General features: G+C 47.9%; 15 protein-coding genes. 12 read left to right on the plus strand and 3 right to left on the minus strand.

The features are described 5' to 3' along the window. Positions 1-25: 25 nt before the first annotated feature. A complete protein-coding gene (locus ABN764_RS11295; RefSeq protein ID WP_446671920.1) occupies positions 26-1,873 on the plus strand; it encodes a DUF6382 domain-containing protein in 1,848 nt (615 codons plus the stop codon). Between the two features lie 185 nt (positions 1,874-2,058). Here ABN764_RS11295 and ABN764_RS11300 read toward each other — a convergent pair whose 3' ends face one another. Together ABN764_RS11300 and ABN764_RS11305 are read right to left on the minus strand one after the other, a co-directional pair. Then, positions 2,059-2,985: a TIGR01777 family oxidoreductase gene (locus ABN764_RS11300; RefSeq protein WP_446671921.1), complete on the minus strand. Its 927-nt coding sequence runs from the start codon at positions 2,983-2,985 to the stop codon at positions 2,059-2,061. 112 nt (positions 2,986-3,097) lie between these two features. Beyond that, a complete protein-coding gene (locus tag ABN764_RS11305) occupies positions 3,098-3,568 on the minus strand; it encodes a DUF2621 domain-containing protein (RefSeq protein WP_021256378.1) in 471 nt (156 codons plus the stop codon). Between the two features lie 126 nt (positions 3,569-3,694). On the opposite strand from ABN764_RS11305, the gene ABN764_RS11310 reads away from it, so the two are divergent. The 4 genes from ABN764_RS11310 to rarD all read left to right on the plus strand — a co-directional run bounded on the left by ABN764_RS11310 (position 3,695) and on the right by rarD (position 9,471). Continuing rightward, positions 3,695-4,816, plus strand: coding sequence for a deoxyribonuclease IV (locus ABN764_RS11310; RefSeq protein WP_072727362.1), 1,122 nt, complete (start codon positions 3,695-3,697; stop codon positions 4,814-4,816). A gap of 191 nt (positions 4,817-5,007) precedes the next feature. Beyond that, on the plus strand, positions 5,008-5,913 hold the full coding sequence (gene purU / locus ABN764_RS11315) for a formyltetrahydrofolate deformylase (protein WP_072727361.1): 906 nt from the start codon (positions 5,008-5,010) through the stop codon (positions 5,911-5,913). Between the two features lie 304 nt (positions 5,914-6,217). After that, positions 6,218-8,236: a transketolase gene (gene tkt, locus ABN764_RS11320; protein WP_446671922.1), complete on the plus strand. Its 2,019-nt coding sequence runs from the start codon at positions 6,218-6,220 to the stop codon at positions 8,234-8,236. Between the two features lie 281 nt (positions 8,237-8,517). Continuing rightward, positions 8,518-9,471: an EamA family transporter RarD gene (rarD, locus tag ABN764_RS11325; RefSeq protein WP_065292415.1), complete on the plus strand. Its 954-nt coding sequence runs from the start codon at positions 8,518-8,520 to the stop codon at positions 9,469-9,471. Between the two features lie 249 nt (positions 9,472-9,720). Here rarD and ABN764_RS11330 read toward each other — a convergent pair whose 3' ends face one another. Next, complete coding sequence (locus ABN764_RS11330; protein WP_446671923.1) at positions 9,721-10,620, minus strand: NAD(P)-dependent oxidoreductase; 900 nt, start codon at positions 10,618-10,620, stop codon at positions 9,721-9,723. Positions 10,621-10,910: 290 nt separating this feature from the next. Here ABN764_RS11330 and ABN764_RS11335 point away from each other — a divergent pair, with 290 nt between their 5' ends. The 7 genes from ABN764_RS11335 (at position 10,911) to ABN764_RS11365 (ending at position 17,037) form a co-directional block, all read left to right on the plus strand. Then, a complete protein-coding gene (locus ABN764_RS11335; RefSeq protein ID WP_446671924.1) occupies positions 10,911-12,266 on the plus strand; it encodes a glucose-6-phosphate isomerase in 1,356 nt (451 codons plus the stop codon). 101 nt (positions 12,267-12,367) lie between these two features. Further along, a complete protein-coding gene (locus tag ABN764_RS11340) occupies positions 12,368-13,000 on the plus strand; it encodes a YigZ family protein (RefSeq protein ID WP_174808061.1) in 633 nt (210 codons plus the stop codon). Between the two features lie 14 nt (positions 13,001-13,014). After that, positions 13,015-13,617: a TetR/AcrR family transcriptional regulator gene (locus tag ABN764_RS11345; RefSeq protein WP_021256370.1), complete on the plus strand. Its 603-nt coding sequence runs from the start codon at positions 13,015-13,017 to the stop codon at positions 13,615-13,617. 254 nt (positions 13,618-13,871) lie between these two features. Beyond that, positions 13,872-14,192, plus strand: coding sequence for a LysM peptidoglycan-binding domain-containing protein (locus tag ABN764_RS11350; protein ID WP_446671925.1), 321 nt, complete (start codon positions 13,872-13,874; stop codon positions 14,190-14,192). 200 nt (positions 14,193-14,392) lie between these two features. Then, positions 14,393-15,016, plus strand: coding sequence for a hypothetical protein (locus ABN764_RS11355; RefSeq protein ID WP_446671926.1), 624 nt, complete (start codon positions 14,393-14,395; stop codon positions 15,014-15,016). A gap of 288 nt (positions 15,017-15,304) precedes the next feature. Beyond that, positions 15,305-16,120 carry a sulfate ABC transporter permease subunit CysT gene (gene cysT / locus ABN764_RS11360; RefSeq protein ID WP_021256367.1) on the plus strand — a complete coding sequence of 272 codons (816 nt, stop codon included), beginning with the start codon at positions 15,305-15,307 and terminating at the stop codon, positions 16,118-16,120. 110 nt (positions 16,121-16,230) lie between these two features. Continuing rightward, entirely contained in the window at positions 16,231-17,037 is an 807-nt protein-coding gene (locus tag ABN764_RS11365; RefSeq protein WP_142544286.1) for a sulfate ABC transporter permease subunit, read from the plus strand. Positions 17,038-17,039: the final 2 nt, after the last annotated feature.

Genomic DNA, 17,039 nt, shown 5'->3' on the forward strand with positions numbered 1-17,039 from the left:
TTTCATCCACGAGGGTAAGATGAGGATGCTCCTTACGAGAGAACCAGCGGTTCATTCCAATGACTTGGATACCTATCAAGTGAATATGCTGCGATTTAACGAAGTTCCTCATTTGCTTCCAATAGAAATTAGGGAAATCGATTTTGAGGTCACGTTTTTGTACGATATTAGTGGTAAAAAAATGCTGGAGCAGGTTCTGCGTTCATTACAGATTACTGCAATTCAATATTTTGAATGGATGATCCAACTGGTCAATGTGTTGGAAGGATGCCGTGCATATATGCTGCATCCGAATCAGATTCTGCTTCATGAGCGTTTTATTTATGTAGATGGGCACTCCTGGAATAGCGGCCTTTATACAGCGTACATTCCAACAGAAGAACCTTTGCACCCCCAAGCGGGGCTAGAGGGATTGAAGAGATTAGGCATTTTGCTCTCTTCCCATGTGAGCCCTTGGGATGGTGACGGCTTTCAGCGTCTTGTCCAGTTGTTGTCACAGGAGGGGACGACTCTTGCAGATGTACGAGGCTTGCTGCAATCCTTAATTGTGGGCACAGCAAGCGGCACTTCTGCGAACCCCAATCAATCTGGACGAGGGCAGTTTTTCCCGGGGAGCGGTGAAAGGGATGAGCGTGAACCTAAGCAGCAGGTTGCTTATGGACAAGCTGGCTTGCACAATGAGCAGGGGAAGAACAGTTGGAATTCGACGGCGAAGCCTTTTGCAGATGGGCAAGAGCAAATACCTGTTACATCCGCTGCATCAATTTCGAATCCTGCCATGGGTGGATATGATCGAGAACATAGCATCCATTCGGGAACAGATACGGCTAACGAAGCAATAACACCGATACCCAAGAAGTATACCTTGGTAACCTCGGTAATCGTAATTGCAGCAGCCGGAATAGGTTGGAAGTTCGGATATATGTCTCAACCTACATCGGAGGTATTCACTTACACTGTCATTTGGAACATTGTTGTCATAGCACTGGGAGCGATGTACTTAACGGGGATTCCCAGCATGTGGTGGAGCAAACGATTCTCTCGGAAGAAGGACAGCCGAGTTAGTGCTGATGAACAGGATTTCCAACCAAGCTCCAGCCATGGGTGGAATAATCCGAATAGGCTTCCCGACTTTTTGTCTATGGAGTTGTCACATCTCCCTCATCCTGCAGATGCGAGGGATGCACACAGCAGTCATGCAAAAGGGGGCCAGCAGCATAAGGAATTCGTTCCCTCTTCCCCGACATGGACTAGGGAGTCATCAGGAGGTTATATGAATGGGCAAATAGCCCCTCAAGCAACAGTCTCAAGTTCCGATATCGCGGGAATAGGGCAGCAACAGAGAATTGGCATACCGGCTAGTAGTTCTCAATTGGGGCCACAATCCTTCGACAATGAGCCGCGATCACAGTCGGTAGATGGGACGAATCAAGCTCCGATTATGTCAAAGGCTGATCGCTATTATGCTGCTTTAACCGAACATACGGTAATGCTAAACCCTTCGAGCATTGATGCAACGGTAATGCTTGGAGAAATGGAAGAGCAAGGGGAAGGTTCGCAGCAGGAACCATATCTGCAGCAGCTCGATGAAGCGGGAATAACTGTGGTGGGAACTCATCCACTCCATGGATTTCCATTCATAATAGGGCGTGCTGAGCAAGGGGTGAGTCATCGAAATGATAGCATGGGGGTATCCAAGCACCATTGTGAATTGATTCGCACGTCAGAGGGCAACTTAGAGCTTCGGGATTTGGGATCGAGAAATGGAACGGAGCTGCAGGGTGAACTGTTGATTCCCTACAAGCTGTACCCGTTGAAGGATGGGGATAAGCTCGCAGTTGCTCGTTCGCAGTATATCTTCCGAGCTGGTTAGAAGGGTCAGATAGTGTGTCTGACCCTCTTTGTTATGTTATGCCGTTCTTACTGAGTAACTAAGGTCAATCATGTTAAGGATTCTAGTATATACATCAGTTAGATCTAAGATTTACATCTACAACATTGCGTTTCATGTAAGTACAGTCGCACTCCCATTCGAAATGATAATCAGATGCTTTCTGATCATCGGGATGTAGTGCGATTTCTCCCCGAATTACGCAGCTCGGTTAGCGCCTTCTCCAGCGTTCCATAATGGAAGGTGAAGCCATGCTCCAGTGCCTTAGCGGGATAGACACGCTGCCCTTCCAGCAATAGTGAGGACATTTCCCCAAATAGAAATTTGAAGGCTAAAGCAGGAACGGGCATCCAATGGCGGCGATGGTATACTCGCGCAAGCGTTCTGCCGAAGTCGTCGTTCGTTACGGATTCGGGGGAAGAGGCGTTGACGACACCCTCAATCGAGTCTTGCAGGACAAAATCAATAAGCCGAACCATGTCCGCAATATGTATCCAAGATAAAGGCTGCTTCCCAGAGCCTATTCGTCCTCCAACGCCTAGTAAATACGGCAGCTTCATCATTGGATATGCCCCACCTTCATTGGCGAGCACTGGCGCAATCCGCAACTTGACACAGCGCGCGGCCGGAACGTGATCTGCTGCATCTTCCCATTGGTAGATGACATCGGTCAAGAAGTCATCTCCACCCGCATTGCTCATCTCATCGAATGTCCCTGTCTCGGAAGGCCCATAAATAGAGATGCCTGAGGCGCTAATATAGATGGGCAGCTTGCGGGACAGCTTGCCCGCCCATACCGCAATTCTTCTTGCAGGAACGATCCGTGACGAGAGGATGCGATTCCTTGCGATATTCGTCCATCGCTGATTAATCGTCTCGCCCGCCAGATTGACAACGGCATCCACGTTATGGCAATGCTCAGGGCAATGAGCAAGCTCCGACCAGCTAATAGCGTGAATGGAACTTCTCCCCTCATAGGCAGGTAACTTCGCTGGGGAGCGGGTAACGACGATGAGCTCATGTCCTTCTTGAAGCCAGAAGTCAACCAGAGCTCTGCCGATTAATCCAGTCCCGCCGCAAATCATCACTTTCACGTCTTATCCCTCCTAACACGTTAATGGAATGGATAGAACTAAGATGTGATTGTACTTGATTATGATTTTTGTGTAGGCGCATTCATTTCTGCTGTTGGGAAAAGGGCTTGGATTATTTGTTAAGCAAATGCTTATATGGCGTATAATCGATTCCATTATTGTCGAGAAATTTAACGAGGCTTCGATAGTCTCGCTTGGGTGTGGCCATGATGTAGCCTTGAATGCAATGATCTTGCGTTACTTCTGCCGCACCGCTCTCACAGGCTACCTGCCCGATCTTGGCTGCGATCGAATGACGTGCAATATCACGGAAGGGGGTTGGAACTGGCTCAACAAGCTTTTCGAGAAATGCTTTGGAGTCATCAGTCCATAGGCTTCGGCTTTGCTCAACCCAGTAATTTTGCCAATCGAGCTTCGATTTCCCGTCATTCATCGGAAGTACTTTCATAAACTTGCGGAACATGAAGTAGCCGCCAATCGCCATGAAGCCTAAGAGGACGAATGTCCAAAATGCGATGGAATTCATAAACCAACGACCGGGGCCATCGACAGCCATTGGGAAAAGGGTGGACGAGCTAAGCATAATTTCTCACCTCATGTGTTTTGGTACTTTTTACTAAGACGCTTACATCGAATTATACCCCATTCCTAGCATTATTTCGATAATCCTTGTAGAATAAGGGGAAATGATTTTGAAAGGAGCAATTACATGTTGAAAATTGGATCACACGTTTCGTTTTCCGATAAAGGGCTGTTGACTGCTACAAAGGAAGCTTTGTCTTACGGGTCAAGCTCATTCATGATATATACTGGGGCGCCGCAGAATACGCGTCGTAAGCCGATTGAATCGCTATATATTGAAGAGGGCAAGGAACTGATGGAGAAGCACGGCATCGGTGAAATTGTGGTGCATGCGCCGTACATTATTAACCTTGGATCGTACAAGCCGGATACGTTTGAGCTGGCCGTTAATTTCCTCCAAGAAGAAATTCGCCGCACAGACTGCATCGGTGTGAAAAATATCGTTCTTCATCCAGGTGCTTATACCGACAAAGATGCTGAGTTCGGGGTCAACCGGATCGCTGAGGGCTTGAATGAGGTACTGAGCAACACGAAAGATACGGACGTCAATATCGCACTGGAAACGATGGCTGGCAAAGGAACAGAGGTTGGCCGGAGCTTCGAGGAAATTGCCTCGATTATTGAGAAGGTTGAGGACAACCATCGCCTAACTGTATGTATGGACACATGCCATATTCATGATGCTGGTTATGATATCGTCAATGATCTTGATGGCGTATTGGAGCAATTCGATCGTACTGTGGGACTGAATCGAATCGCCGTTGTTCATATTAATGATAGCAAAAATCCACTTGGAGCCGGTAAAGACCGCCACGCACCAATCGGTGCAGGAATGCTTGGCTTTGAAGCGATTCAACGCCTCGTGCATCATGAAGGGCTTGCTGGCCGTCCATTTATTCTGGAGACACCGTGGATCGGGAAGGACGCGAAGAAGCAGCGTCCGATGTATGAAGCGGAAATCGCCCTTCTACGCGGTGATGTAGACAAGCGTTTCGGTGCAAGCTTTATCCCTGATGTGGAGCGCCTTGAGCATTTCTTCAAAGAGCAGGATGTATCCCCTCGTGATTACGTATTGACGACATGGGATGTTATCAAGAAGGATGCAAAAGCAAGAAAGGCAGATCCGCGCGAGCCGATGGAACGTCTCTATGATATGGTTGCTGAAGCCAACCTGTTCCCTGAATTGAATGAGGAAGAAATTAATCAGCGTCTGACTGTTTGCTTGGCTGGACAAGCTGCCTGGAAATAAGCTGCTATAGCTTGTGTGTGTGATTAAGTCGCAGCAGAAGCAGAGCATCCCGAAGGATACAAGTAGGTTGTACGGGGAATTTAGGAACGAGTGAAGCATGAAGATAGCATGGGATGCAGTAGAAAAATCATGATGGGGAATCTATGTAAGATTTGCAGAAAGCAACGCTAATTCATGGAGGAGAAACAAAGATGACGCACCAACACACGATGGTTCATGCCCTTCAGCAGGCTGGGGAACAAGCCCGCAATCGCGCACGGATGTTAATTTCTTGCCCGGACCGAGCTGGTATCGTCTCTGCTGTATCTAAATTTCTATATGAACATGGAGCGAATATTGTCCAGTCCGATCAATATACAATGGATCCAGAGGGCGGCATGTTCTTCATGCGCATTGAATTCGATATGGAGCAGCTTGATGATAAGCTGCCTCAATTGCAGGCTGAATTCGAGTCTATTGGCTCGGAATTCAAGATGCAGTGGAGAATTGCTTGCGTGAGCAAGAAAAAGCGAATTGCAATCTTTGTCTCGAAAGAGGATCATTGTCTAGTAGAGTTGCTGTGGCAATGGCAAGCAGGCGATCTCGATGCTGAAATCGCGATGGTGGTGAGCAATCACCCGGATATGCGTGAATATGTAGAGTCCTTCGGAATTCCGTATGTTCATATTCCAGTAACATCAGGCAACAAGCCAGAGGCTGAACGCCAACAGCTTGAAGCAGTTGAAGGCAAGGCTGACCTGATCGTATTAGCGCGCTATATGCAAATTATTTCGCCGAAGTTTATTGAGAAATATCCGAATCGAATTATTAATATTCATCATTCGTTCCTACCGGCATTTGTTGGCGGCAAGCCGTATCAACAGGCTTACACCCGCGGCGTGAAGCTGATTGGAGCAACAGGCCATTATGTAACGGAGGAGCTTGATGGCGGGCCGATCATCGAACAAGACGTTCAGCGCGTAACGCATCGTGCGGATGTGGATGAACTGAAGCGTATCGGCAGAACGATTGAGCGTGTCGTCCTTGCTCGTGCTGTGCATTGGCATATTGAGGATCGAATCCTCGTTTATCAGAACAAAACGGTTGTGTTTAATTAAAATGATGGTATACTGGCTGTCTCCGGCTTGCAGTTGAATCTGCGGCTGGAACAGCTTTATTTAATTGCTCTGGTTAGGGATTGAACACCACTATATAATCCCACTGTTAAGTTGAGCATGAAGTTCGGTTATACTAGATCTTGATATCCATAGCTTTTCACACGTTAAAGTAGCATCGAATGGGCTAGTAATGGTACAATGAATGCAAAATAGAGCACAGCGTACAAGCTTGGTAGTTACGCAATTTCATTTGTTCTGTATAGCTTTCAGCTTGTGATGAGTAGGGACAAGGAGGAAATCAGCAATGACTGCAAACCAAATGAATATTGACGCGCTATCGGTGGCAGCGATTCGAACACTTGCCATTGATGCGATTGAAAAAGCGAAATCCGGTCACCCGGGCATGCCAATGGGTGCTGCTCCAATGGGATACCATCTGTTTGCGAAGGCGATGACGCACAATCCGACCAATCCAACATGGATTAACCGCGACCGTTTCGTTCTTTCCGCTGGACATGGTTCCATGCTGCTGTACAGCCTTCTTCACCTCAGCGGATATGACCTTCCTATGGAAGAAATCAAGAATTTCCGCCAATGGGGAAGCAAAACTCCAGGTCATCCGGAGTTCGGACATACGGCTGGTGTAGATGCAACGACAGGTCCACTCGGACAAGGGATTGCAATGGCTGTAGGTATGGCTATGGCAGAGGCACAACTGGGTGCAACATATAATCGTGACGGCTATTCCGTTGTCGATCATCATACGTTTGTTATTTGTGGTGATGGAGATATGATGGAAGGTGTTGCTAGTGAAGCAGCATCGCTTGCAGGTCACTTGAAATTAGGTAAATTAGTCGTATTATACGATTCGAACGATATTACGTTGGATGGCGAATCCGGTCTGTCCTTCAGCGAGAACGTGCGTCAGCGCTACGAGGCTTATGGCTGGAACACGCTGCTTGTTGAAGACGGCAACGATCTTGCTGCAATTGCGCAAGCGGTTGAGAAGTCGAAGCAGGATTCCAGCAAGCCGACATTGATCGAAGTGAAGACCGTAATCGGATACGGAAGCCCGAACAAGCAAGGCAAGGGCGGACATGGAGGTACACACGGTTCTCCACTCGGCGCTGATGAAGCGAAGCTGACGAAGGAATTCTATCAATGGGGACACGAGGACTTCTTCGTGCCTGAAGAGGTATACAACCACTTCGATACAAATGTGAAGCAGAAGGGCATTCAGGCGAACGAAGAGTGGAATAAGATGTTCCAAGCTTATCAAGCTGCTTACCCTGAGCTTGCGAAGCAATTCGAAACTGCAATTAGCGGACAGCTTCCTGAGGGATGGGATAAGGATCTTCCGGCATATGCGGCAGGAGACAAAGCATTGTCCACCCGCGTCGCATCTGGAAATGCCTTGAACGGTCTTGCGAAGAACGTTCCGAACTTGACAGGCGGTTCTGCTGACTTGGAAAGCTCCACAATGACACACCTGAATGATCTGACTGCGTTCCGTCCGGGCCAATACGACGGCCGCAACATTTACTTCGGTGTGCGTGAATTTGCAATGGCGGCTGCAATGAACGGTATGGCATTGCATAGTGGTGTGAAGGTATTTGGTGGTACGTTCTTCGTATTTACGGATTACCTGCGCCCTGCTGTTCGTTTGTCTGCATTGATGGGATTGCCAGTCACATATGTATTGACGCATGACAGTATTGCAGTTGGGGAAGACGGCCCTACTCATGAGCCTATCGAACAGCTTGCGTCTGTACGTATCATCCCGAACGTAACAGTAATCCGTCCAGCAGATGCGAATGAGACATCCGCTGCATGGGCATACACATTACAGAACCAATCTAACCCAGTCGTGCTTGTGCTTACACGTCAGAACCTGCCTATCTTGGAAGGCGGCGTAGCAGCTTCCCGCGAAGGTGTTGCTCGCGGAGCTTATGTTGTGTCCGATGCGAAAGACGGCAAGCCTCAAGCGCAAATCATTGCGACAGGCTCTGAAGTTCAATTGGCGATTCGCGCTCAAGAAGCATTGGCTGAAGAGGGCATTCAAGTACGTGTTGTCAGCATGCCAAGCTGGGATCTGTTCGAGAAGCAATCGAAGGAGTATAAAGACTCCGTATTGCTTCCAGATGTGAAGGCTCGTCTTGCAATCGAGATGGCTTCACCATTTGGTTGGGAACGTTATGTAGGAGACCAAGGCGACATCATTGGTATCTCCACATTTGGCGCTTCCGCTCCTGGAGATCGTGTCATCAGCGAGTACGGCTTCTCTGTTGAAAACGTAGTGAGTCGTGTAAAGGCATTGCTGTAATATACGAAACGAATGCAGCAAATCACTGGATAGGGGAAGATTCGATTCACTCTTATTTAGGTGCAAATAAGAATAAGTGCGTTCTCTAGCCGATTCAGGCGAGGGGGCTCGGCAATGAACAAGGCCGCTTAACGGGTACCAGAGATGGAAGTCCCCTGTTGTAGCGGCCTTGTTCGCGTTGTGATCCATTTTATCTGTAAATATCATCCTAATATTGGGTCTGAACTGATATAATAAAATTTATATATTAAATCATTAAGGATAGGGCGAGGAGTAAACGAGTGAAACAGAAGCAAAATCATTATGCGACCGGTATCGCAGCCGCCGGGCTGTCCTATATTATTTGGGGCTTCCTTCCGATCTATTGGAAGCTGCTCGGCTCTGTGCCAGCAGCAGAGGTATTGGCTCATCGGATTATTTGGTCATTAGTATTCATGATTGTCCTGTTGGCATTGCTGGGGAAGTGGAAGTCCACTATGGCAGAAATCAAGCAGCTGCTCACCCATAAGAAACAAGCTATAAGTATCATTGTGGCTTCCGTTGTAATTAGCATCAACTGGCTCGTTTATATTTTTGCTGTGGAAAGTGCGCATGTAGTGGAAGCAAGCCTTGGATATTATATCAATCCTTTGCTTAATGTCTTTCTCGCGACATTTTTCCTGAAGGAGCGGTTGACGAAGACGGAGTGGTCAGCAGTTGGCATCGCAGCAGCAGGGGTTATATGCCTGACCGTATATTACGGCAGCTTTCCTTGGGCAGCATTGACGCTCGCGACAACATTCAGCTGTTATGGACTCATTAAGAAGAAGGTATCTGTAGGCCCATGGACAGGGTTAACGGTGGAAACTTTGATCATGACGCCGTTTGCGCTTGTATTTCTTTTCTTCTTCAATCCTAATGGGATCCCGCTGTGGGATAAAGAAGCGTCTATAATCATGCTGCTAATGGGAGCGGGAATTGTAACGGCAATTCCGCTGCTATTATTCGCTACAGGTGCGAAGCGAATATCATTTACCCTTGTAGGCTTCCTGCAATATATTGCACCTACGATCATGTTGCTGCTTGGCTTGTTTGTGTTCGGGGAAGAATTTACGACTCCACAGTTTCTTGCATTCGCCTTGATATGGATTGCATTAGCTGTATTTTCGCTCTCTCGAATCGTAAGGAATACCAAAGCGTCCAAGCAAGCTTCCCAAGCTCAGAATCCTTCGGATAGCTCATATACAGCTTCATAGAGAAAAGCTCATTATGCAAGTGGACGCTCTGTTTTCACAAAAAAAGCTTATCATACAAGGTTCGCAGGTTTCGTAGAAAGAGACCGTCTGACAGTACAGAAAATGCAGTAGTGAAGATGAAAAGCTTATTAGTGAATAATTTCATTGGGCTTTATCGTGAGTATCGAAATTGAAACGAATAATGAAAGGGAGTGCCGGTGTATTCCGTGCACTCCCTTGGTGTATAAAACATCTAGAATTAGGCTTATCCTACTCGTTGTTCTTGCTTTGTCTGATCGGGTGACCAATCCATTGCTCGTAGATTTTCACAAGTGAACATAAATCCTCTTCCCCAAAGCCTGCCGTTTGGCCCATTTGGAACAAACTCTTGGCAACCTCCAGCATAGGTGTCGGAGACTGCATCGTGTCAGTCAGCACGGAAGCGAGCTTCAAGTCCTTCAACATTAACTGCAGGGAGAATTGATTGTCGAAGTTGCCTGCAATAATCTTCTCACCTTTCAGTTCAGCTGCCTTACTGCCTGCACTGCCGTTGCGCACAACCTGAAGGAATGCCTCGGGATTTACGCCTGCCTTGGATACCATTGCAAACCCTTCTGCCAGAGCGGCATTGTTAATGCCGACAATTGTGTTGTGGGCCAGCTTCGTGATGGAGCCGCTGCCATTAGAACCCATATGAACGATCATTCGTCCCATTGCTTCCAACACGGGCATAGCTTGTCGCAGGGCGGTCTCTTCACCGCCGACCATAAAGACAAGTGTTCCATCGACGGCTGCAGGCTTGCTGCCCGTTACAGGAGCATCAAGGAACTGGGCTCCCCGCTCGGCGCAGGCTGCTGCGAGCTGTTGAACCAGAGAAGGAGATATGGTGCTGCAGTCAATTACGATATGACCAGAGCGAACGCCTGCGAGCACCCCGTCTTCTCCGTAATAGATCGCTTCTATGGAGGAATCATCACTAACCATGGTAATTACGACATCGGATTGTGCTGCGGCCTCACGCGGTAGATGTACGGCAGTCGCACCTTGCTCAACTAATGGAACGGTCTTATCTGTGGAACGATTGTATACGGCTACTTCGAATCCTTTGCTAAGCAGATTGGCTGCCATTGGCGCGCCCATCGTGCCTAATCCAAGTACTGCTGCCTTCATTGTCTCTCATCCTCTCGCACTGTGAATGATTCGCATGATTTCGATGATGTTAGTGTACCATATTTGTCAGTGGCGGAGACAAGGAATCAAGCAAACAAAGCAGCAGAGAAAGATGGTGAGAGCGTATTCATATGCAAATTTATGCAATGTTATAAATTTATTTTATCGTGGAATCCGGTTCAATGAAACGCGTTCCCTTGTGTTTCCGTCCAAAATCCAGTATCCTATGACTATATTGATTTTCGTGGGTTAAAGTGGCAAAGTCAACCAATACTCGAGGAGGGTGTACGATGGCAAAAAAAGTGCACTTTGATTACAGCAAGGCGTTGACGTTCGTAAGTCAGCATGAAATTGATTATTTTAAAGAGCCCATTCGCTTAGCGCATGAGCAATTACATAATAAGTCAGGAGCAGGTTCCGATTACCTAGGCTGGATTGATCTACCTTCCGCTTACGATAAAGAAGAATTTGCGCGCATTCAAGCAGCAGCTAAGCGCATTCAATCGAATTCTGAAGTGCTTATTGTTATCGGGATTGGCGGCTCCTATTTGGGCGCTCGTGCAGCGATTGAAATGTTGAGCCATTCTTTCTACAACATGCTTCCGAAGGACAAGCGCAACACGCCTGAGATTTACTTCGCAGGCAACAACATCAGCTCGACTTATATGACGCATCTGATGCAATTGATTGAAGGCAAGGACTTCTCAATCAATGTTATCTCCAAGTCGGGTACAACAACGGAGCCAGCAATCGCATTCCGTATCTTCAAAGACCTGCTCGAGAAGAAGTACGGCAAGGAAGAAGCGAAGAATCGTATCTTCGCTACTACGGATCGTGAGAAGGGCGCACTGAAGACGCTGGCAACGGCAGAAGGCTACGAGACATTCATCATTCCAGATGATGTAGGCGGCCGCTACTCCGTATTGACGCCGGTTGGTCTATTGCCAATCGCAGTCGCTGGCATTGATATTGACGAGATGATGCAAGGTGCTCGTGATGCTTCGGAAGAGTTCAGCAATCCGAATGTCGAAGAGAACCTCAGCTATCAATACGCAGCAGCACGCAATGCGCTGTATCGTAAGGGCAAGACAACAGAAATTCTCGTGAACTACGAGCCATCCCTTCACTATATGTCGGAATGGTGGAAGCAGTTGTTCGGCGAGAGCGAAGGGAAAGACAACAAAGGGATCTATCCATCCTCCGTTGACTTCTCGACTGACCTTCACTCGATGGGGCAGTTCATTCAAGAAGGAACTCGCAACCTGTTCGAGACGGTTATTCAAGTAGAAGAAGTGAAGCATCACATCACGATTGAAGAAGATGCTGATGATTTGGACGGCTTGAATTTCCTCGCAGGCAAGACAGTCGACTTCGTGAATAAGAAGGCATTCCAAGGCACTTTGCTGGCACATACAGACGGTAATGTACCGAACTTGGTCGTGACGATTCCAGACATGACGCCATATTCGTTCGGATATTTGGTATACTTCTTTGAAAAAGCATGCGGCATCAGCGGCTATCTGCTCGGAGTGAATCCGTTCGATCAGCCTGGTGTGGAAGCATACAAGAAAAATATGTTCGCCTTGCTCGGCAAACCAGGATTCGAAGTCCAAAAAGCGGAATTGGAAGCAAGATTGTCCGAATAAGCGGGCGGCAAGAGTTAACAGCTTAGATAGGCAACAAGCCGTGAAAGCAGTTCTCCAACATGGGGGGCTGCTTTCTTGGCAATCTCGGAAGGTGAATCTTCATGCTAGAACAATATAAGACGTTGCGCCAATTTGGCAGCAAGGAGATCGTCATCAAGAAGTCGCGCTTTATCGGTTATGGCAAGCCAGTTGCCAACGAGGAAGAAGCGATTGCTTTTATAGAAGAAATCAAGAAACAGCACTGGAACGCCACACACAATTGTTCCGCCTACGTCATTGGCGAGCGGGATGAGATTCAGAAGGCATCCGACGACGGAGAGCCAAGCGGCACGGCAGGCAAACCCATTCTGGAAGTGATGAAGAATCAAGGGCTGAAAAATACCGCCATTGTCGTTACACGCTATTTCGGGGGTATTCTGCTTGGGGCAGGCGGCTTGATTCGGGCCTATACAGATGGAGCTGTTGCAGCGATTGAAGCGGCAGATGCGATTGTGAAGGTGCTGCATCAAGAGGTTTTTGTAGAAATCGATTATACTTGGCTTGGCAAGCTTGAGAATGAATTGCGAAATAGAGAGACGAGGATGGGAGAAACGCAATTTACCGACAGAGTGACATTGACGTGTTTGCCCGTTGTGTCGGAAACAGAGCGGTTTATGGCGTGGATTACGGATTTGACGCAAGGTCAAGCCGTTATTCGGAAGGGAGATCCTATTTACTATATCGAAGGGGAATAAGGAGAACAACCTCTATGCCAAGAAAAGCAGTGGATCAAGAGCTATCGCGAGAGCGAATCTTGGAAGTGGCGCGCCACTTGTTTGTCACGAAAGGATACCGCGCTATCTCCATGCGAAGTATCGGCCAACAATTAGGGTATAGCCACGGATCGCTTTATTATCATTTCAAAGACAAAGCGGAACTGTTCTACGCGCTCGTACAGGAAGATTTCAAGCGTTTGGGACGTCTGTTCGAACGCGTTATGGTTCAGGCTCCTTCCGATGGGTTGTCCAAGATGGAGCAGGTGATGCTTGAATTCATCCGCTTCGGTCTCGAGCAGCCGCACCACTATGAAATTATGTTTATGACGCGGGATGAAGAATTGCTCGCGTATGCCCGCTCAGAACAAGGTCGTTGCTTGGAATTGTTCTCGACGATTGTGAGACAGACGCTCGTGAGCAGCATTCATACCGAGCAGGAACGACATAATATCCCACGAAGCATTTTTCTTGCCATGCATGGATTCATCTCCTTTTACATTCAAGATCAAGTCACCTTTGATGAGGTGAAGCCGGCGGCGCTAGCTCACGTTCGCTTCTTATGCCGCAGAACGCTGGAGTCAGCACAGACGGCATAATCACTTGCATTCTTATTTCAATGATAAATCGATATAAAAAAGCTCTTCTCACGTTTCTGTTCTCCTGCACATATAGTGACGATAGCCCAGCTTCGGGTTATCGGCATGTGTGTGAAAGGCGATTAGACGTAAGGGGGCTTTTTTATGTTAAAGCAATACAGTGACTTGTACTTACATGCACAGGTCATCAGGATAAAACACCTCCATCTTATGGTGTAGCACTCATGCCAATACTTCGATAGGAGTGTGTCTTCATGATTGAGTATATAGTACAGCCTGGAGATTCCTTGTTCACGATTGCAAATCGGAATGGGGTTCCGGTGTCTTCCCTCATTCAAGCGAATCAATTAACGAATACGGATGTTGTATATGTGGGGCAAGTGCTTCGATTCCCTGTGGGTGGAGGGGGGACATTTCCATTTCCGCCGCCACCGCCTCTCCCGCCAACGCAACCATTTCCTCCTTTTCCAGGAGGGAACAATTTGGAACAGCGTGTTGCGATTCTTGAACAACAAGTTCGCCGCCTTCAGCGGGAAGTCGCGCAATTGCAAGGCAGAGAAGTGACGAGCAGTTGAATGGCCTGCTCGATGACAGGGTGTCCAATGTGTTGGGCGCCCTTCCTCTTGCCAATAGACGGTGAAGATGACAATATTGTAAGTTGAATTGTGACCAGATTCAGATGCTCATTCTACAAACTTCATGTAAAGTAGTAGGTATGGGGAATAGAGAGGTAGAATCCAACCATACCGATGGGATGAAGCGGGGTAGATGAAGGATGAAGAAGGCAGTGCTGCTGGCGGTCGTGGCGATCAGCTGGCTGTTGGCAGGATGCGGACAAGCCGTTCAGCATACATACGACAAGGTGAATCAAGTCGTAACCGATTATGGCAAAGAGAAATCGATTAATAAAGAGAAGGTTCTTCTTATTGTGAAAGAAGAACTGTACAAGCTGTATGATGTTCAGATCAATGATCAGGAATGGAACCTGATATGTGGGTTTTCAAAATATTTTCCGAACCAAGAGGATACCAAGTCGGATGAAGGACATGTTGCCTTTATTGGTACGATCAATGGAATGGAGCAGCGGCGGGGCGGCATAAGCGGTTTCTATGGGGAAGTGAACCTGAAGACGGGAGAGCTATACAAGCTCGGCATTCTGAGGCCGTCTGCAGAAGGGGATGTACGGGGTGACGATACAGGAGAGCTTCAGGTGAAGGCGCGAGCTTTTATTGTAGACCGATTGCAAGCGAATGAACGAACACTTCGAATCCTTTCGGAGAAGGGCCAGGATCGTGGAGTCTTTCTATTTCAAGATTCAGATAGCGGGATGCGGTATTGGATTCAGATGCATGTCGAACAACAGAAAGTCACCTTATTCAAAAAGTGGAAATACATGTAAGCAAAGTCCGTCTGATGCAGGAAATGCAATCGGCGGATTTTTTTGTGCTTCCATCTGGCGAATCGAAACGGCGGCTTCATCGTCCATATCACATGAAATTGGGTTATCACCTATCATAAGGGTTTCGAATAAGTTGCATAAGGTTCACTTACAGATTGGGCGTTATCAATCAATCTTTGTATTGACGGTGTCATCTATTTTTTGGTAAAGTGGTGAAAACAATTACCAAGTAAAGAAGTTGGAATAATGGACATAAAGAGTTGAGTTTACGTAGATGGAGGGACGAAGGTGAACGCAGTACTGCGCTATCGTGGAGCGTTGTGGGGGTTTCGAACCACGCTGCTTCTATACGTATTTTTGCTGGTTGTGGTACCACTTGGCGGCATATATGCTCAATCGTTCTATGGCGGTTGGAGCACATTTGTAGACAGTCTCATGGAACCTCTTGCATGGCAATCAGTGGCGCTGACGTTCCGTCTGGCGATCATTGCAACGGCGATCAACGTTGTCATCGGAACATTGTCGGCTTGGGTGCTCCACCGCTATCGTTTCGTCGGGCGAACTTGGCTGAATAGCTTGGTAGACTTGCCATTCGCTCTGCCCACCGCGGTAGGCGGGTTGATGATCCTGCTGCTGCTCGGGCCAGGAAGCTTCGTTGGGAGATTGGCAGAATCTATGGGGTGGAGAATCGTTTTCGCAGAGCCCGCTATTGTAGCTGCCATGGTCTTCGTCACTTTTCCCTTCGTCATTCGGGCAGTTCAGCCGCTCTTGGAAGAGGCCGACTTGTCTGAAGAAGAAGCCTCTTATACGCTTGGCGCGTCCCGTATGTACACGTTCACTCGTGTTACGCTGCCGCGTATGAGGCCAGGCATTGTGAGTGGTGCAATGCTTGCCTTCTCCCGGGCAATGGCTGAATTCGGAGCAGTAGTGCTCGTCGCTGGGAACATACCGGGGAAGACGCTCGTTGCATCTGTATACATTTTCGGTGAAATTGAAAGTGACCATCCTCAATCGGCAGCAGTCGTTTCTGTCTTATTGTTGACCTTATCATTCATAGTCTTATGGGCGATTCATTGGATACAGAACCGGAGGAAATCGTCATGAAGCATACTCCTTATCATCAGCCCAATTCTTCAGAAGAACCGCATCAAGTGCTAACTGCCTCGCAATCCTCTGCAGCTGTCCATGATCCACACCCACACTCACGCTCTAAGCTGCAGTTGCTGCTTATCATTCTGACTTACGCTGTATTTATTACATTACTTATTGCTCCATTACTGCAAATGCTGTTGGGAGCTTTCCAAGGTGGTTGGGGTTCAGCCCTCGCCTCCCTGCTTCGGCCTGAGTCGCTTCATGCGCTTGGAGTAACAGCAGCAGTCGTAGGCGTTGTGACGCTGCTTAATGTTGTGTTTGGTGTATGGTTATCGATCGTCCTCGTAAGAGGGGGCTGGTTAAATGGTTTTGTTCGACGATTACTCAATGCGATTATCGATCTCCCTTTTGCGGTATCCCCGATTATAGGCGGATTTATGATTGTACTCTTGTTAGGCCCGCAGACGATTATGGGGACGTTATTTGCGAACATGGGCGTCCAAATCGTATATGCGTTCCCGGGTATGGTGCTTGCCACCTTATTTGTGACATTCCCGCTGCTTATCCGAGAAGTCGTGCCCGTCCTGCAGGAAATTGGGACACAGCAGGAAGAAGCTGCGTCGATGCTTGGCGCTTATGATTGGACTACCTTCTGGAAGGTAACATGGCCATCTATACGATGGGGAGTGCTCTATGGAGTCGTTCTAACCATAGCTCGTTCCCTTGGTGAATTTGGCGCCATTCTTGTCGTATCCGGCAATATTATGAACAAGACGCAGACCGCAACGACACTTGTATACCAAGACGTGGAGAACTTCAACATTACGGCGGCCAGCAGCTTGGCCCTAGTACTTGTATTCAGTTCGATCATCCTGCTGCTCGTCATGGAATGGGCGAAGCGTCACGCAGGACGCAAAGGAGTGCATTGACG

The organism is Paenibacillus wuxiensis (assembly GCF_040195695.1).
GTDB classification, from domain to species: Bacteria; Bacillota; Bacilli; order Paenibacillales; family Paenibacillaceae; genus Paenibacillus_B; species Paenibacillus_B suaedae.